Raw genomic sequence first — 17,918 nt, 5'->3', positions numbered from 1 at the left:
CATGTCCGGCACCGGTACGCCCAAATTCGTCGCATCGGTGCTGGACTTCGCACCGACGGCATTCCTCGCCCGCCTGCTGCTGGTGGGCGCCTACCTCGTCGGCGGGCTTGCCAAGCTCACCGACTGGCAGGGCGCGGTGGCGGAACAGGTCCACTTCGGCCTGACCCCGCCCGCGCTCTGGGCCGCGCTCACCATCGCGGTGGAGCTGATCGGCCCGCTACTGATCCTGACGGGCCGTTTGGTCTGGCTGGGCGCGGGCATGCTCGGCGTATTCACCTTCTTCGCCGCGATGGTCGCCAATGCCTTCTGGGCAATGCCCGCCGGCCCCGAGCGCTTCGCTGCCACCAATGCCTTCTTCGAGCACATGGGCCTCGTCGGCGGCTTCATTCTCGCGGCCATCCTCGCCTACCGGGCGCAGCGCAGTGTCTAGGTTTCTTCCGCTTGCCGTTCTCGCATCGGCCTTCCTGCCCACTCCGGCACAGGCCGAGCCCACCGAGGCCTGGCAGGCCCCTACCCTCTCGATCACCCGCTACGACGAGGACTGGTCCGACCTCGCCAATGCCGAGAAGCGCGCGCACCACTGGACCGGGCAGTTCAAGTACATCCCGATCAGCGACGACGCCTGGCTCTCCACCGGCATCGAACTGCGCGTGCGTAACGAAAACCTGGAGAACAACCTCTGGGGCAGCGCTCAGGCGCCGAACGACAGCTACGTCTGGCTGCGCGCCCTGCCCTATGCGGACCTGCATGTCGGCAAAGTGCGCGCCTTCGTGCAGCCGATCGCCTCGACTTCGGCCAGCGTCGCGCCCTCGCCCGGCCCGGTAGACGGCACCGGCCTCGACCTGCTGCAAGGCTTCGTCGAGGCCGACCTCGGCCCGGTCACCCTGCGCGGCGGGCGGCAGATGCTCTCGCTCGGCACCGAGCGGCTGATCGGCACCCGCTACGGCCCCAACGTGCCGCTCGCCTTCGATGGCCTGCGCGCGAACGTAAAGCTGGGCGCGGCCAGTGTCAGCCTGCTGGCGGTAAAGCCCGTGCAGGCGCGCAGGGGCGACTTCAACGACCGCACCTCGCCCGACAAGTCGCTGTGGGGCGCCTATGCCGCGCTGCCCAGCCTCGACCTCTACTACCTCGGCTACCGCAACGATGCCGCCCACTGGGGCCCCCGCACCGGCACCGAGACCCGCCACAGCCTCGGCGCGCGCTGGCACGGCACGCGGGATGACTGGCACTGGAACGTCGAGGGCGTCTACCAGTTCGGCCGCTTCGCAAATGGCCCGATCTCGGCCTGGACCTTGGGCACCGAACTCGGCCACGCCTTCCCGGATGCCCCGCTGGCGCCCGACCTTACCGTGCGCGTCAATGTGGTGAGCGGCGACAAGGACAGGTCCGACAACCGCCTCGGCACCTTCAATGCGATGTTCCCCAAGGGCAAGTACTTCGGCGAACTCTCGCCGGTCGGCCCCTACAACATCGTCAACGCCTATTCCTCGCTCGGCATGCAGCTGGCGCCGGATATCTCGGCCAGTTTCGCCGCGATGGCCTACTGGCGCTATTCCCGCGAGGATGGGATCTACGACATTCCCGGCAATCTGATCCGCGACACCGCAGATAGCCGCGCGAAATTCGTCGGCAAGGAAGTGGAAGCCACCCTCGCCTGGCAGGCGACGCCCGAGCTGGAACTGTCCGCCTCGCTCTCCGCCTTCGCGCCGGGGGCCTTCATCAAGCAGACGGGTTCCGCAAAGACCATCCACATGCTCGGCCTCGAAAGCAATTTCCGGTTCTGAACCACGTTTCCAATATATCGAACAAACCGAACGATCTTATTCGGATACCTGAGAAAGCAGCCGCCTCCTAGAACAGGACCAAGCCCACCGGCATTCCCCCTATCCCCCCGGAGATCGACATGACCGCCACGCCCGCCACTACGCCCGCCAACGGCCCTGCCACCCCGCTCAAGTCCACCCTGCCGCGCCTGCTGCTGCTGCTTTCCGCCACGACCGGCCTCGTCGATGCTGCCTCGGTCCTTGGCCTCGGCAAAGTCTTCACCGCCAACATGACCGGCAACGTCGTGTTCCTCGGCTTCGCCACGGCGGGCGCGCCGGGCTTCAAGGTGATCCCGGCGGTCATGGCGCTGCTGGCCTTCATGGTCGGCGCCTGGGGCGCAGGCCGCCTCGCCCGCGCCCATGTCGACCTGCCGCTGCGCCGCTGGCTGCTCTGGGCCGCCATCGCCGAGACCGCCCTACTGTGGATCGCCGCGGCCATCTCCACGAAGATCGACATCGCCGCCCAGGCCCCCGAGATCGCCGTGCTCTCGGTGATCGTGCTGACCGGCTTCGCCATGGGCCTGCGCAATGCCACCGTCCGCGCGCTCAAGGTCCCCGACCTGACCACCACCGTGCTCACCCTCACCATCACCGGCATCGCCGCCGACCGGACTGCCGGAAAGTCTCCCAACCTCCTGCGCCGCTTCGGGGCCGTATTGTCGATCTTCCTCGGCGCCGCCATCGGCGCCCTCCTCCTCCTCCACGTCGGCCTCGCCATCCCCCTCCTCCTCGCCGGCGCCATCGTCCTCACCGCAACCCTCCTCTTCGCACGCGATCCTCAAGCCGCCATGCCTCATCGCGCTTGAGCGAGCCAATCGCACCTTTCGGGCGAACCGGCGCAGGATTTTTACCTGCGCCGGAACCTCCCGCTCTCCCAAGCACTACCCAGGTCATACCTTCGTGTTGTTCCGTCATCGGCGTCCGCGCGATACATGTCCGCCCGCCGGAGCCGGGCATGAAGCGTGCCCACGCGGGTAGCGGAAGGAGAGACCATGAAGGAGCAGTCGAACCATGCGGACCTTAGTTCCTCTTCCCGACAGGTGGCCGACAGGTTCCTCCGCACCCGAAATCTCAGCCGCGCCCTTGCCGAGAACCTGAACGAGGCGGATGCCACCGTCCAGTCGATGCCGGACGCCTCGCCCGCCAAGTGGCACCTTGCCCATACGACCTGGTTCTTCGAGACATTCCTGCTACGCGATCACGCCCCCGGCTATCGCCTGCACGACGAGCGCTGGCCCTTCCTGTTCAATAGCTATTACGAGGCCGAAGGCGCCCGCCTCGCCCGTCCGGAGCGCGGCCTGCTGACCCGTCCCACAGTCTCCGAAGTGCTCGCCTATCGCGATCATGTCGAAGCGGCCATGCTGGAAGCCTTGCCCCTGCTGCTGGAGCGGCACGGCGACCTGATCGAACTGGGTATCCAGCATGAGCAGCAGCATCAGGAACTCCTGCTGACCGATATCAAACACCTGTTCTCCCGCAATCCTCTCGGCCCGGCCTATGCGCCGCCCTTGCCCCGGCGGACCGACCGGAGCGTGCCGCTGCGCTGGATCGAAGGTGCGGAAGGCCGGTTCGATATCGGCGCGGACGAGAACGCGCGCTTCGCCTTCGACAACGAACTACCGCGCCACCCGGTGTGGCTGGCGCCCCATGCATTGGCCAACCGCCCGGTCACCAATGGCGAGTGGATCGAATTCATCGCCGACCAGGGCTATAGCACCGCCGCGCTCTGGCTCTCCGATGGTTGGGACTGGGTGCGGCGCGAGGATATCAACGCTCCGCTCTACTGGCGCGGCGGCGGGCGGCAGTGGGAGCATTTCACGCTCTCGGGCTGGCATCCCGTCGATCCCGAAGCGCCGGTCACACACATCTCGTTCTACGAGGCCGACGCTTTCGCGACATGGGCCGGTGCCCGCCTGCCAACCGAGCAGGAATGGGAAGCCGCCGCTCGTACCCGCGATCCAGCGGGCGAGGTGCAGCTCGACCGGGCCGAGGCAGTCCATCCGCGCCCGGAAACGGAAAACGACGGATTTGCCTCCCTATACGGCAATGTCTGGGAATGGACCGGATCGGCCTATCGCCCCTGGCCCGGCTACCGACCGGCGGCAGGCGCGGTGGGCGAATACAACGGCAAGTTCATGTCGAGCCAGTTCGTGCTGCGTGGCGGCAGTTGCGCCACCCCGCGCGGCCACATGCGCGCCAGCTACCGCAACTTCTTCCATCCGCACCAGCGCTGGCAGTTCACCGGCCTTCGTCTCGCAAGGAGCCTCTGACATGTACCTGACAGCCCCCCGGATCGACGAAACCCCGAATGCCCGTCCCGCCGTCCAGCCCGACCCCGCCTTCCGTGCCGAAGTGCTGCGCGGGCTGGCCCAGCCGCAGAAGGCCATTCCCGCGCGCTGGTTCTACGACATGCGCGGTTCGCAACTGTTCGAGGCGATCACCCAGGTCCCCGAATATTATCCCACTCGCACCGAGACCACGCTGCTCCAGGAGCATTGCCCCGCCGTCGCGGCACGGATCGGCAGCGATGCCACGGTCGTGGAGTTCGGCTCCGGCAGCTCGATCAAGACGCGCATCCTCCTTCGTGCCATGCCGGAGGCAACTTATGTGCCGATCGATATCTGCGGCGAATTTCTGGACGAGGCCTGCGCCGCGCTCGGGGAACTGTTCCCGGCGCTCACCATCGTTCCGGTCGAGGCGAACTTCATGGAGCCGGTACATCTGCCCCTGAAAAATACGGAGCGGATGCTGGGCTTCTTTCCGGGTTCGACGATCGGCAACCTCACCCCCGATGCCGCCGTGGACCTGCTGCGCTCGATGCGCGAGACCTTGGGCGAAGGGGCCTATCTGCTGATCGGCATCGACCGGGTGAAAGCGCCGGAGCGCCTCGTCTCCGCCTATGACGACGCGGGAGGGGTGACGGCGCTGTTCAACCTCAACCTGCTCCAGCGCATCAACCGCGAACTCGGCGGCTCGATCCCGGTCGGCGAGTTCCGCCATGTCGCGCGCTGGAATCCGGTCGCCAGCCGTATCGAGATGCACCTTGAGGCGCGCCGCGCGCTGCGTTTCGAGGTGGACGGTCGGCCTTTCCGCATGGAGTGCGGCGAAACGATCCACACCGAAAACTGCCACAAGTACCGCCCCGGAGAAATGCGCGTCCTGCTCGCCGCCGCTGGCTGGCACGCGTTGGAGCACTGGACGGACCCGCAAGGCGACTTCTCGCTGATACTGGCGAAGGCGGATGGCGGACAACAGGAGCCTTAGAAGCGCCTCCGTTCCGATACCCTACGAACGCGAACGGCTAGCAAAAGGACGCGGAAACCCGCTCCGTCCCAACCAAACTCCGTCGTCCCCGCGGAGGCGGGGACCCCGCTTGTTCTTCACCAGCACCAATTGCATGACTGCAGAGCAGCTCTCTTCGCCATTTAAGCGGATAACCGTCCTATGCTCTTAACGACGAAGGAGGCGGTATCGGCACCGGATGAAACCGCATCCGGAACACCGCACCCGTAGGAAGATTCCCCTCCGCTTCCAGATTGCCGCCACTGCGCGCCATAAGTTCGCTGGCGATCGCCAATCCCAGCCCCGAACTGCGCTTGAAATCGCGGCGGGCGGAGAAGAACCGCGCGAACAGTTCCCCACCTTCCGGCAAGCCCGGTCCATCATCGCTGACCCGGATCTCCGCGGCGGGGTCGACGGTGACCACCACATGCGTCCCCGGTGGTGTATGCTTCATCGCGTTTTCCAGCAACGAGTCGAGCGCCCGCGCCGCCAGATGATGCGGCGCGAAGACAAGCATCCGCTCCGCCCCGATGATCTCGATCTCCTGTCCGCGCGCGATGAACAGCGGCGCGATCGCCGCCACGCGCTCTTCGGCCACCGCGCGCATGTCCGTCACTTCGCCGGGATCGCAGGCCATGGCGTCCACTTCGGCCAGCAGCAGCAGACGCTCGACCATGGCTTCCAGCGCGTCGATCTGGCGTTGCAGGCGCGGCTGGGCCTCTAGCGATCCTTCCTGCTCCACCAGCAGGCGCAGGATCGAGAGTGGCGTGCGCAACTCGTGCGCCGCATCTGCCGCGAAATCGCGCTCGATGCGATAGGCCTCCTCCACCCGGTCGAGCGCGGCATTGATCGCGCTGAGCAGCGGCAGGACTTCCTCGGGCATCCCTGCCGTATCGACGCGCTGCTGGAGCTGATAGGGCGAAACCTGCCCGACCTCGCGCGAGGCGCGCTTGAGCGGCGCCAGCGACTGGCGCACGATGGCGACATCCACCGCCAGCAGCCCGATCAGGAACACCGCCAGCAAGGCCCCGCCCACCAGTGCGATATCCGCGCGCAAGTCATCAAAGATAACGTCGGGATGATCGAGGTTCTGGACGATCACCAGCCAGCTTCCCGGCTCGCCGATCAGCGGCATCGAAACGCCCGAATAGATCCTCGGTCCCTTCACCCGCTTGAAATAGGCGGTTCCCGTGCGCGTCGGTACGGCAAGCGAGGGATCGGAGCGCAAGTTCTCAATCCTGACGGGGCGCCCCTGATCCTCGATCCAGAAGCTGAAGCTGGAACCCCCGCCGCGCAGCGCCGAGGCGGACTCCTCCGAGATCGACCAGCCGCCCTTCTGGCGATGCAGGCCGCCCTGCATCTTCTGGGCATATTCGTCGAGCACCTGGCGTTGCAGCCGGTCGCCGGTGCTGTCGATCAGCAGCATCGCCCCCCAGGCCGCCAGCACTGCCGTCACCAAGGTCGCCGCCGCATGGAGCAGCAGGATGCGCCGCAGGATCGAGTGGCTGCGCATCAGGCCTCGGGCGCGGCGCGCAGCAGATAACCGAGGCCGCGCACCGTCACGATCTCGATCCCCGCCTCCAGCGACTGGAGCCGTCGCCGCAACCGGTGCACGCTGACTTCGGCGGCATTGGAGGAAAATTCCTCACCGAGGCCGAAGAACACCGATTCGATCTGGGTCTTGCGCACCACTTTGTCGCGGTGACGCATCAACAGGTCCAGCAGCTGCACTTCGCGCGGGGCAAGAACGATGCTGGTCTCTGCCACTCGCACCGTCTGCGAGGCAAGTTCGTAGCGCAGACGCCCGCAGGCGATCTCGCCGCCGTTCTCACCAAGGGAGCGGCGGAGCAGCGCGGCGACGCGGGCGATCAGTTCCTCGGCGGCGAAAGGCTTGGGCAGGTAATCGTCCGCCCCGGCATTCAGCCCGGCCACCCGGTCGGCGATCGCCGAGCGCGCGGTCAGCACCAGCACCGGCAGGAAATGCCCGGCCGCGCGCAGCGAACGCAGCAATTCGATGCCGTCCTGATCGGGCAGGCCGAGGTCGAGCAGCAGCGCGGAATGGTTGCCCGCGTCCACCAGGATGCGCGCTTCCTCGGCGGTGGCGACGATGTCGTTGCCGAACCCCGCCTCGCGCAAGTGCGTGCCGATCAGGTCCGCGAGTTCGGGATTGTCCTCGACGATCAGCAGACGCATGGGAAAGCCCCTCTCAGGCTGGTTCTCCTCGACGGGGGGCTGCCCTTTATCGCTGTCATGCCCGCATCTATCGCGGGGATGGCCCTAAGGTGCAACAGGCGGCGCGATCAGACGGGAACCTCGATCGTCACCCGCAGGCCCCCTTCCGCGCGGTTCGCGGCGGCAATCGATCCCCCGCACGTCGCCACGGCCCGCGAGGCGATGGTCAGGCCCAGCCCGAACCCGCCGCCCGAACCGGTTCCGCCGCGCACGAACGGCTCGAACATCGCGCTTTCCATGCCCTCGGCCACACCCGGCCCTTCGTCGCTGACCGAAATGCGGAAAGTCTCCGGGTCCGACAGCAGTTCGGCGCGGACCTCGATCCGTCCCCCGCGCGGCGAATGGCGCAAGGCATTGCGCACGACATTGTCGATCGCGCTGCGCAGCAGTTCGGCATTGCCCCGCACCGGCGGAAGCTCTTCGGTTTTCCGATCCGGCAGCGCAAAGTCGATCTTCACGTCCTTGGGCTGCGCCTCGTAGCGCGCATCCGCCAACACGCTCTCCGTCACGGCCACGAGATCGAAATAGTTCTCGTCCGAATCCCGGTCGTTCTCGGCGCGGGCGAGCATGAGCAATTCGCCGACCATGCCGTCGAGCCGCTCGACCTCGCGCTCCATCCGGTCCATCGAGTGCTCGAAGCGCTCAGGGCTCTGCCGGGCGAGCGCGATGGCCAGTTGCAGCCGCGCCAGCGGCGAGCGCAATTCATGCGAGACATCGTGCAGCAGCCGGTCCCGGCTCGCGACGAGATGTTCGAGACGCCGCGCCATGCCGTCGAATTCATGGGCAAGGTCCGCCACTTCGTCGCGGCGGCGGCCGATCTCCGGCGAGACCCGCGCCGTCAGTTCGCCGCGCGCCAGACGCCGGAAACCGTGCCGCAAGTGGTTGATCGGCAGGACCAGATACCAGGCAAGGAAACCGCTGAACAGCAGCCCCGCCACCCACCCGATCCCCACCAGTTCGGGCGGCACGTTGAAGCGCCACCGCTCGCCATCGCGATGATAGCGGAAGCGCAGCAGCCACTCGGTTCCGGACGGATCGCGCACCCGGCGTTCGAGCACGGCCGTCTCGCCGTCACCGGAAAACGGCGCGGCATGGCGGGCTTCCATCAGGTCCAGCCGCAGGCGCTGGCCCAGCGGCAGGTGCGAGACCATCTGCTCGTAGCGTGGGCGTCCTCCGGCAGAGAGCGCCTGCACACCCGCTTCCAGCACGGCAGGACCGATCTGCTCGGTCATCAGGAACGCCGGGAGTTCGCGGTCGTCGCGCAAGGCGAAGAGCAGCCAGACCGCCTGGGTCATCAGCAGGAACGTCACCAGGAAGCCCAGCAGGATCTTCCAGAACAGCCGCAGCCGGATCATGACACCTGCAACCTGTAGCCGACCCCGCGAATGGTCTCGACATTCGCGGCGCCTGCGGAAGCCGCTTCCAGCTTGATCCTCAAGTTGCTGACATGCACGTCGACGCTGCGGTCGTAGCTCTGCCGCGCCCGGCCGAGACCGCGCAGCGAGAGTTCGTCCTTGGTCGACACCGCCTCGCCCGCCCGCGCGAGGACGAGCAGGATGTTGAACTCCGAAGCGGTCAGTTCGACCGGCTCGCCCCGCCACGAGGCCCGGCGCGCGGCGATCTGGATTTCGAGCGCCCCCAACCGGCATACCGAAGGAAGCGGTGAGCCGCGATCCGCAGGCTGATGACGGCGCATGTTCGCGCGCAGCCGGGCGACCAGTTCTCGCGGAAAGCATGGCTTGGCCACATAGTCGTCGGCGCCGAGTTCGAGGCCGATCACTTTGTCCACTTCGTCGCCGCGCGCGGAGAGCATGATGACCGGCACGTCTATACTCTCGCGCAGGCGGCGCAGCACTTCGATGCCGTTCAGCCGGGGCAGCATGATGTCCAGCACGACCGCATCGTGTTCGCCAGAGAGGGCGCGCTCGATCCCGTCCAGACCGTCGGTGACGATCTCGACCCGGAATCCCTCGCTTTCGAGATACTCGCCGAGCATGGCGCCCAGTTCGAGATCGTCGTCGATCAGCAGGATGCGTCTGGCTTCCTCTTGCACCCCGCACTGATGCCGCAAAGCGCCGCACATGTCAGCCGCCGCCACGCGCCCTTACGGAAACTTTACAGAGCGCTTGCGAAGTCCTTACCCACAAGCCGCGCGTCTCGCTCCATAGCAAAGGGCATGTCGACCAAGCGCCGTCTCGTGATCGGGGGCATTCTCGTTGCCGCCGCCCTCGCCCTGTTTCTCGTCTGGAAACTGTTCTCCGGCCCTGCCGAACCCGTCGTCGCGACAGCCAAGGTCACGCGCGGCACGATGGAGCAGACGGTCGAGGCCACCGGCACGCTGGAACCGAAGGAACTCGTCAGCGTCGGCGCGCAGGTCTCCGGACGGCTCGACGAACTGAACGTGGCGGTGGGCGATGTCGTCCATCAGGGCGACCTGATCGGCAAGATCGATCCCCGCACCGCGACCAACAGCCTCGACACCTCCCGCGCCGACCTAGCCAACATGAAGGCGCAGGCGGCGGGCGCAAAAGCCACGCTGGCCCGCCAGAATCTCGCCTACCAGCGGCAACTGGCGCTCGGCGCGGGCGAGGCGACCTCGCAGCAGGACTTCGAGACGGCGCGGCAGGAACTCCAGTCCGCGCAGGCGAGCTACGAGGCGCTGCTCGCACAGATCCGCGCCGCCGAAGTGAGCGTCAACACCGCCGAAGTGCAACTGGGCTTCACCAAGATCACCGCGCCGATGGACGGTGTGGTCGTGGCGATCGTCACCAAGCAGGGCCAGACGGTCAACTCGGTACAGTCCGCACCGACCATCGTCATCCTCGCCAAGCTCGACGTGATGACCGTGAAGGCCGAAGTATCGGAAGCCGACGTCATCAATGTGAAGCCGGACCTGCCGGTCTACTTCACCATCCTCGGCGATCCCGACAAGCGCTACGAAGCGAAGCTGCGGCTGATCGAGCCGGCGCCGGAATCGATCGTCAACGAAGTCGATTCCACATCGACCAGCTCGTCCAGCAGCACTTCGGATTCGGCGATCTATTACAATGCGCTATTTGAAGTGCCCAACGAGGATGGCCGCCTGCGCGCGCTGATGACTGCCAAGGTCAGCATCGTGCTAGCCCGCCGCGCCAATGCCCTGATGATCCCCTCGACCGCGCTCGGCGCCAAGGGCAAGGACGGCACCTACAGCGTTCGCGTGAAAGGCGAGGACGGCAGGATCGCCACCCGCAAGGTGCGCATCGGCATCGACAACAATATCAGCGCCGAAGTGCTTTCGGGCCTGAAGGAAGGTGAATCCGTGGTCGTCGGCGAAGCGAAAGCCGAGGCCAAGAGCAGTCAGGGGCCGATGGGGCCACCTCCGGTCTGAGCCGCTCGATGACCCGCACCCCGCTCATTTCGCTCTCGCACGTCCGGCGCGAGTACCCCTCGGGCGACGGCGTCTTCGCCGCACTCAAGGACATCGACCTGTCGATCGAGGCGGGCGAGATGGTCGCCATCGTCGGCCAGTCCGGCTCGGGCAAGTCGACGCTGATGAACATCCTCGGCTGCCTCGACCGGCCGACGTCCGGCGCCTACCGCATAAACGGCCGCGATACCGGCGATCTGGAGCCGGACGAACTCGCCGCGCTGCGCCGCGAGCACTTCGGCTTCATCTTCCAGCGCTACCACCTGCTGACCGACCTTTCCGCGCTCGGCAATGTCGAAGTGCCTGCCGTCTACGCAGGCCGCGCACGCGGCGAACGGGCGGGACGGGCACGGGAAATTCTCGCCCGGCTCGGCCTCGGCGAGCGGACCGGGCACCGGCCGGGCCAGCTTTCCGGCGGCCAGCAGCAGCGCGTCTCGATCGCGCGCGCGCTTATGAACGGCGGCGAAGTGATCTTCGCCGACGAACCGACCGGCGCGCTCGATTCCGCCAGCGGCGTCGAAGTCATGCGCATTCTCGGCGAACTCCACGCCGAGGGCCACACCGTCATCATCGTCACCCACGACATGAAAGTGGCCGAGCACGCCAACCGCATCATCGAAATTCGCGACGGCGAGATCATCGACGACCGCCGCACCCGCGAGAATGCGGTGCGCCCGGCGGTGCAGAAGGTCCCCCCTGTCGCCAGCGGCTTCCAGCAGGTCCTCGACCGCTTCCGCGAAGCCTTCCGCATGGCCGTGCTCGCCATGTCGGCGCACAAGCTGCGCACGTTCCTGACGATGCTCGGCATCATCATCGGCATTGCCTCGGTGGTCTCGGTGGTGGCGCTGGGCGGCGGCGCGCAGGAGAAAATCCTCTCCGACATCAGCAGTCTCGGCACCAATACCCTGACGATCTATCCCGGCAAGAGCTTCGGCGACATGCGCTCGGCCAGGATCGAAACGCTTAAGGACGCCGATGCCGATGCCTTGGCGCAGCTGCCGTATGTGGACAGCGTGACGCCCAGCGTCTCGACCAGCGTGACCGCCCGCTACCGCAATGTCGCGGCGACCGCCCAGGTCAGCGGCGTCGGCGCCGACTACTTCCGGGTGCGCGGGCTGGAACTCATCTCCGGCGGCCTCTTCGATGCGCAGAGCGTGCGCGAACTGGCACAGGACGTGGTGATCGACGAAAACTCGCGCGACACGCTGTTCCCGAACGGCGAGGACCCGCTCGGCAAAGTCGTGCTGCTCGGCAAAGTGCCCGCCCGTGTGGTCGGCGTCGTCGGCACCCAGCAGCAGGGCTTCGGCGGCAGCGACAGCCTGACCGCCTATGTCCCCTACACCACGGTCATGAGCCGCATGCTCGGCCAGACCTATCTGTCGAGCGTGACCGTGCGCGTCAACGACGACACCTCGACTTCGGCGGCGGAAGCGGCGGTGACGCAACTTCTCGCCAAGCGCCACGGCACCACCGACTTCTTCATCAGCAATTCCGACGATATCCGCGAGACCATCACCAACGCCACCAACACGATGACCCTGCTGATCGCCGCCATCGCCGTGATCGCGCTGATCGTCGGCGGGATCGGGGTGATGAACATCATGCTCGTCTCCGTTACCGAGCGCACCGCCGAGATCGGCGTGCGCATGGCGGTGGGCGCGCGCCAGTCGGACATTCTCCAGCAGTTCCTGATCGAGGCGGTGCTGGTCTGCCTGATCGGCGGGGTGATCGGTGTCGGCCTGTCGCTGGCGGTGGGCGTAGCGGTTGCGTTCACGCCGATCGACTTCCGCATGGCCTATTCGGTGACGTCGATCGTGGCCGCTTTCGCCTGTTCCACCCTGATCGGCGTGGTCTTCGGCTTCCTGCCCGCCCGCCGCGCGGCCCGGCTCGACCCGGTCGACGCCCTTTCGAGAGACTGATCCCGTGCCCGAGCAGACCAGACCCTTCCGCCCCGCCCGGCTTGTCGCGATCTCGCTTCTCGCGCTGTGGACCGGCGGCTGCGCGGGCGTGACGCGCACCCACTATGCCGCGCCGGAACTGCCGGTGGCGGCAGGCTGGGACCAGACCTCGCAAGGCCCGGCGCGAACCGCAGGCGCGCCGTGGTGGAACGAGTTCGGCGACCCCGCCCTCACGGCGCTGGTCGATCAGGTCCTGGCCGCCAATGCCGATCTCGCCGCTGCGGGCTTGCGGCTGAAGCAGGCGCATCTCTCCGCCGAGCAGGCCCGGCAGGGCCTGTTCCCGAGCGGCAACGCCAGCCTCTCGTCCAACGGTTCGAAAGCCCTGAACGGCGGCGCGGACTGGGCGAAGTCCAGCGCCGCATCGGTCGGCGTCTCGTGGGAACTCGACCTGTTCGGCCGCCTCGGCGCCACCGCCGACGCCGCGAAGTGGGAAGCCGAGGCAAGCGCGCAGGACCTTGCCGAAACCCGCCTCTCGCTGATCGGCACGACGGCCCAGGCCTGGTGGCAGCTCGGCTATGCCAATGAGCAGATCGCCATCGGCGAGGAAAGCCTGGCCTATGTCCGCCGCGCGCTGGCACTGGTGCAGCGCCAGTACGATGCCGGAGCGGTCTCGCGCGTCGAACTGCGTGATGCGGAACAGTCCCTCGCCGCACAGGAGGCCTCGCAGACCCAGCTGGTGCAGGCCCGCGTCTCGGCGCTGAAGACCATCGCCGCACTGCTCGGCCGTCAGTCCTACGAAGGCGCCGAACTCAAGACCCTCCCCCGGCAGCCCCTGCCCGCCATCGCCGCCGAGGCCCCGGTCTCGCTGCTCGCCCGCCGCCCGGACCTCGCCGCCGCCGAACTGCGCCTGCGCAAGACTTTAGCGACCAGTGATGCGACGGTGGCCAGCTACTACCCCAGCTTCAGCCTCACCGGCACGCTGGGCACCGCGAGTTCCTCTCTGCTCAAGTTCTTCAGCGATCCCAGCGCCAGCCTCGGCGCGGTACTTTCACTGGCGGAACTGAACCCGGAGAAAGTCCGCCTCGGCACCGGTATCGCTCGCGCCGATTACGAGATCGCGGTGCAGTCGTTCCGCCAGACCTTCTACGACGCCCTGCGCGACACCCAGGTCTCGCTCTCGGCCCGCGAACAGTACTTGCGGCAGGCGGGCTTCGTGGAAGCCAACTACACCGCCGCGCGCGATGCCGAGCAGCTCTACGAACGCCAGTATCGCGCCGGAGCGATCACCCTGCGCAGCTGGCTCGACGCGCAGGAACGCCTGCGCACCGCCCGCACCGGCCTGATCCAAAACCGCTACAACCAGCTCGTCACCCAGGTGCAGGTCTATCAGGCGCTGGGCGGCGAAACGGCTCCCGGATCCTGAACGCAACGCAACCTTACAGGCTTGTAAGGTTGTCGTAAGCCGGGCCGGAATAGCGGGGATTTCGAGCATCGGCAGGTTTTGTATCTGCCGGCCGCAACATCGAAATCAGGATATGAAGCCGCAAGTCGAACTCGCGCCCGGCACGCGCCACACTGTCGCATCTCGCCCCTCCCCCACCTCCCGGCGCCCGCGAGTTGCGCTTTTCTCCGGAAATTACAATTACGTGCGCGATGGTGCCAATCAGGCACTGAACCGTCTGGTCGGCTATCTGGAACGGCGCGGCTGCACCGTGCGCGTCTATTCGCCGACTTCGCCGACCCCCGCCTTCGCGCCGGAAGGCACGCTGATTTCGGTGCCATCGGTGGCGATCCCCGGACGCGGCGACTACCGCCTCGGCCTCGGCCTGCCGCGTCGCATCCGCGCCCATCTGGCCGAGTTCGCCCCGGAAATCGTCCACGTCTCGGCGCCGGACTGGACCGGCACCGCCGCCCAGCGCTTCGCCCGGCAGTCGGGCATCCCCGTCGTCGCCAGCCTGCACACCCGCTTCGAGAAATATGCCGCCTTCTACGGCGCCAGCCTCGTGCGCCCGGCGATGGAGCGCCACCTCGGACGCTTCTACCGCAATTCCGACCGCATCCTCGTGCCCACCCCGGCCATCGCCGAGGAGTTCGCGCTGGAAGGCCTGGGTGAGAAGACCCACCTTTGGGGTCGCGGCGTCGATCGCAGCCAGTTCACCCCGCTCGCCCGCGACGAGGCCTGGCGCCGGGCGATGGGCGTGGCCGACGGCGAAGTGGCCGTGCTCCATTTCGGCCGCCTCGTGCGCGAAAAGGGCCTTGCAGCCTTCGCCGCGCTCTGCCGCCGCCTGATCGCGGAAGGGCTCCCGGTCCGCCCGCTCGTGGTCGGAGACGGCCCCGAACGCCAATGGCTGGAACAGAAGCTGCCGGAGGCGCGCTTCGCCGGACACCTGATGGGCGCCGATCTCGGCCGCGCCGTGGCCAGCGCCGACCTGTTCCTCAACCCCAGCACGACCGAGGCTTTCGGCAACGTCACGCTGGAGGCCATGGCCTCGGGCCTGCCGACCGTCTGCGTCGATGTGCCGAGCGGGCGCAATCTGCTGAAGGGCGGCTCCGGCCTGCTCTTCGCCCACGGCGACGAGGACGGCGCGATGAAGGCGCTGCGCCTGCTGGTGCAGGACGGCCGCCGCCGCGCCCAGATGGGTGCCTTCGCCCGCGAGGCCAGCAAGGCCTACGACTGGGACGGCGCCTCGCACCAGGTCCTCGAATGCTACATGGACCTGCTCGGACGCAGCCTTGCGCCGCCCTCGGCGCAGGACCTCGGCCTGATCTCGCGGGCGGCCTGACGGTTCGATGGAAGAGGTGATCGCCCATGCCAGCGCCTTCGTCCAGACCCACGGGATCTGGGCTGGGCCGGTCGTCGGCCTGCTCTGCTTCGGGGAATCGCTGGCGATCGTCGGTCTCTTTGTGCCCGCAACGGCGGTCATGCTGGCGATCGGCGGGCTGATCGGCGCCGACACGCTGGATGCCTGGCCGATCTTCTTCTGGGCCGTCGCCGGGTCGATCCTTGGCGACTGGGTTTCCTATGCTTTCGGCAACCGCATCGGCCCGCGCGTCTATCGCCGCTGGCCGCTGAACCGGCACCGCCCGGCAGTGGCGCGGACCCGCCTGTTCTTCCGCAAATACGGCTTCGCGGCGATCTTCATGGGCCGCTTCCTCGGCCCGATCCGCGCGACGGTGCCGCTGGTGGCAGGCGTACTCGCCATGCCCAGACGGCCGTTCCAGATCGCCAACATCGCCTCGGCCTGCCTCTGGGTGCCGCTGATGTTCGCGCCCGGCTACCTCGCTGCCGGTCCGCTCGGCGCGGCGCTGGCGCTGGACGAGAGCAAACTGGTGCTCGGCGGCCTCGTGCTCGCGGCAGTGGCGATGGGCGTGACCCTGCTCGGTTCGCGCCTGCTGGGGCGCCGGAAGCGGTCGAGAGCATGAAGTTTCAGCATGACGACAGCAAGCGATGGGGTGATGGAATGCGCGTGAAGACGATAGGACGAATTTTCCCGGGCGGACGAATTTTCATGGGCGGCACGGCGGCACTGCTGGCCGGGTGCAGCGGCACGCCGAAGGTAGCCGAGACCCCGCCGCCACCGCCCGTCGTCGCGGTGATCCCGCCGCGCCCGATGCCACCGCTGGGCGCATCCCCGAACATGGCCGTCCCCGCCAAGGCGGCCGACGGCACCCGCCGCACCGTGAACAGCGAGATTTCCGCCGCCCAGGCGCTGTGGAACCTGCGCTCGGCCTACAATGTCGCGGCGCTCAACTGCACCGGCGCCGAAGGTGCGCCGATCCTGGCGGGCTATACCGAGTTCCAGAAGAAGTACGCCAAGTCGCTGGCGACCACGAACAAGAACCTCGACAAGGAATACAAGGTCCGTTTCGGCGCCAAGGCGATCCGCGAGCGCGAGGCCTACCAGACCCAGGTCTACAACTTCTTCGCCCTGCCCCCGGTGGTGCCGTCGCTATGCCAGGCCGCACTGGAGCTGACCACCGCGCTCCAGACCGTGCCTGCCGCGCAGCTCGAAAGCTTCGCCACGTCGACCGGCCTCGCCCGCGCCGAAGCGCCTTTCCGCGCCTTCTTCGACAGCTACGAGCAGTACCAGGCCGACCTGCTGGCCTGGGAAACGCAATACGGCGCCGCCCGCGCGTCAGCCACGGAAGAAGCGCAAAGCATTGCATCGCCCGCCGTCGCTGCGAATCTCCTCTGAGATAGAAAACTGTGCACAAAGCGCTGTAAGGATACCGTAAGCCCGGTTAGTATAGCGCTTGCGTTGTCGGTTCCGTCTTATTCGCCGGAACCGCACGCGGGGGCAATCTGGGATAAAACGGCGTGGCGGATCACGAACTTATTTCGACGGCCTGCGTGCCGGCAAGCGAAGGTTTCTATATCTCCACCCGGCCCCGGTTCGGCCAGGAACAGGCCGTTCCCGCTGAAATGGATCAGGTGCTCGCCTGGCGCATCGATACCTTCAAGGTGAAGGGAGACGCCATTCCCCTTTCCACGATCACTCCGGTCACCATCAACGGCAGCCTCGATTCCGCCGAGTACGCACTGCTGCGGCCCGATGGGACCATCGAATATCCGGATGGCTCGTCGATCGCCGTGGGCGGCGGGGCACGTCTGCGCCTGGTCGACGACAAGCTCTGAATTTGCGGAATCCCGCGAACGGTAGCGGAACCGCGCGGCAGTCGCCCCGTTCCTGACTGATGTCGATAGAAGCTCTGATCGCCCAGTTCGGCCTTCCCGCCGTTGCTCTCGGGGCTGGACTGGAAGGCGAAACCGTCGTCATGACCGGCGGCCTGATCGCGCATCAGGGCCTGCTGCCGCTCTACGGCGTCATGATCGCCGCCGCGATCGGATCGTTTGTGGCGGACCAGTTCTTCTTTCTGCTCGGTCGCCGTTTCCGCTCGCACAGACTGGTGCGCAAAGTCACCGAAAGACCCGCTTTCGCACGCGTCCTGACGATGCTGGAACGTCACCCAACCGGCTTCATCCTCGCCTTTCGCTTCCTCTACGGCCTGAGGACGATCAGCCCGATCGCCATCGGCACGTCCGCCGTTCCGACCCACCGCTTCGTGCTGCTCAATGCCCTTGCCGCGATATTCTGGGGCGTCGTGATCGCCGGGATCGGCTACAGCTTCGGCGAAGGCGTCGAAATGGCCTTCGGTCATTTGCGCCGCTTCGGCCACGTCGCGCTGGCGATTGCCGCGCTCGTGGCCGTCGCAACGGCCGTGGCCCTGCTGGTGCGGGGACGGCTCAATCGCTCGATGGCAGCGAAGGACTGA

At 67.1% G+C, this 17,918-nt stretch carries 17 protein-coding genes; 13 read left to right on the top strand and 4 right to left on the bottom strand.

What is annotated here, in order from left to right; all coding sequences use genetic code 11:
• Position 1 precedes the first annotated feature (1 nt).
• The 5 genes from ACZ1II_RS04030 to egtD all read left to right on the top strand — a co-directional run bounded on the left by ACZ1II_RS04030 (position 2) and on the right by egtD (position 5,087).
• Positions 2-430, top strand: a complete 429-nt coding sequence (locus ACZ1II_RS04030) for a DoxX family protein (protein ID WP_465143135.1) — start codon at positions 2-4, stop codon at positions 428-430.
• Positions 423-1,784: an alginate export family protein gene (locus ACZ1II_RS04025; protein ID WP_465143134.1), complete on the top strand. Its 1,362-nt coding sequence runs from the start codon at positions 423-425 to the stop codon at positions 1,782-1,784. The genes ACZ1II_RS04030 and ACZ1II_RS04025 overlap by 8 nt, the downstream gene beginning before the upstream one ends.
• Before the next feature lie 119 nt (positions 1,785-1,903).
• Positions 1,904-2,629, top strand: a complete 726-nt coding sequence (locus tag ACZ1II_RS04020) for a YoaK family protein (protein WP_465143133.1) — start codon at positions 1,904-1,906, stop codon at positions 2,627-2,629.
• Between the two features lie 186 nt (positions 2,630-2,815).
• Positions 2,816-4,093, top strand: a complete 1,278-nt coding sequence (egtB, locus tag ACZ1II_RS04015; protein WP_465143132.1) for an ergothioneine biosynthesis protein EgtB — start codon at positions 2,816-2,818, stop codon at positions 4,091-4,093.
• A 1-nt stretch (position 4,094) separates the two neighbouring features.
• On the top strand, positions 4,095-5,087 hold the full coding sequence (gene egtD / locus ACZ1II_RS04010) for an L-histidine N(alpha)-methyltransferase (RefSeq protein ID WP_465143131.1): 993 nt from the start codon (positions 4,095-4,097) through the stop codon (positions 5,085-5,087).
• A gap of 178 nt (positions 5,088-5,265) precedes the next feature.
• Here the strand turns inward: egtD and ACZ1II_RS04005 are convergent, their stop codons facing one another.
• The 4 genes from ACZ1II_RS04005 to ACZ1II_RS03990 all read right to left on the bottom strand — a co-directional run bounded on the left by ACZ1II_RS04005 (position 5,266) and on the right by ACZ1II_RS03990 (position 9,435).
• Positions 5,266-6,618: an ATP-binding protein gene (locus ACZ1II_RS04005; protein ID WP_465143130.1), complete on the bottom strand. Its 1,353-nt coding sequence runs from the start codon at positions 6,616-6,618 to the stop codon at positions 5,266-5,268.
• Complete coding sequence (locus ACZ1II_RS04000; protein ID WP_465143129.1) at positions 6,618-7,298, bottom strand: response regulator; 681 nt, start codon at positions 7,296-7,298, stop codon at positions 6,618-6,620. Before ACZ1II_RS04000 ends, ACZ1II_RS04005 begins: the two co-directional genes overlap by 1 nt.
• A 107-nt stretch (positions 7,299-7,405) precedes the next feature.
• Entirely contained in the window at positions 7,406-8,692 is a 1,287-nt protein-coding gene (locus ACZ1II_RS03995) for a sensor histidine kinase (RefSeq protein WP_465143128.1), read from the bottom strand.
• Positions 8,689-9,435 carry a response regulator transcription factor gene (locus tag ACZ1II_RS03990; RefSeq protein WP_465143127.1) on the bottom strand — a complete coding sequence of 249 codons (747 nt, stop codon included), beginning with the start codon at positions 9,433-9,435 and terminating at the stop codon, positions 8,689-8,691. Before ACZ1II_RS03990 ends, ACZ1II_RS03995 begins: the two co-directional genes overlap by 4 nt.
• Positions 9,436-9,513: 78 nt before the next feature.
• On the opposite strand from ACZ1II_RS03990, the gene ACZ1II_RS03985 reads away from it, so the two are divergent.
• From ACZ1II_RS03985 to ACZ1II_RS03950, 8 genes are all read left to right on the top strand, one after another.
• Complete coding sequence (locus tag ACZ1II_RS03985) at positions 9,514-10,707, top strand: efflux RND transporter periplasmic adaptor subunit (protein ID WP_465143126.1); 1,194 nt, start codon at positions 9,514-9,516, stop codon at positions 10,705-10,707.
• A gap of 8 nt (positions 10,708-10,715) precedes the next feature.
• Positions 10,716-12,665, top strand: a complete 1,950-nt coding sequence (locus tag ACZ1II_RS03980) for a MacB family efflux pump subunit (RefSeq protein ID WP_465143125.1) — start codon at positions 10,716-10,718, stop codon at positions 12,663-12,665.
• Positions 12,666-12,669: 4 nt separating this feature from the next.
• The gene (locus ACZ1II_RS03975; protein ID WP_465143124.1) at positions 12,670-14,067 is read left to right on the top strand and encodes an efflux transporter outer membrane subunit; all 1,398 of its coding nucleotides are present in this window, start codon (positions 12,670-12,672) and stop codon (positions 14,065-14,067) included.
• Between the two features lie 223 nt (positions 14,068-14,290).
• Positions 14,291-15,427, top strand: a complete 1,137-nt coding sequence (locus ACZ1II_RS03970) for a glycosyltransferase family 4 protein (RefSeq protein ID WP_465143123.1) — start codon at positions 14,291-14,293, stop codon at positions 15,425-15,427.
• 7 nt (positions 15,428-15,434) lie between these two features.
• Positions 15,435-16,067, top strand: a complete 633-nt coding sequence (locus ACZ1II_RS03965; protein WP_465143122.1) for a DedA family protein — start codon at positions 15,435-15,437, stop codon at positions 16,065-16,067.
• 86 nt (positions 16,068-16,153) lie between these two features.
• Complete coding sequence (locus ACZ1II_RS03960) at positions 16,154-16,840, top strand: hypothetical protein (RefSeq protein ID WP_465143121.1); 687 nt, start codon at positions 16,154-16,156, stop codon at positions 16,838-16,840.
• Positions 16,841-16,962: 122 nt separating this feature from the next.
• Positions 16,963-17,280, top strand: a complete 318-nt coding sequence (locus tag ACZ1II_RS03955; protein ID WP_465143120.1) for a hypothetical protein — start codon at positions 16,963-16,965, stop codon at positions 17,278-17,280.
• 59 nt (positions 17,281-17,339) lie between these two features.
• Complete coding sequence (locus tag ACZ1II_RS03950; protein WP_465143119.1) at positions 17,340-17,918, top strand: DedA family protein; 579 nt, start codon at positions 17,340-17,342, stop codon at positions 17,916-17,918.

This window comes from Novosphingobium sp. BL-S-20 (assembly GCF_055521635.1).
Note: the sequence above shows the minus strand (reverse complement) of the source record. Positions and strands in the feature narration are given on the sequence as shown.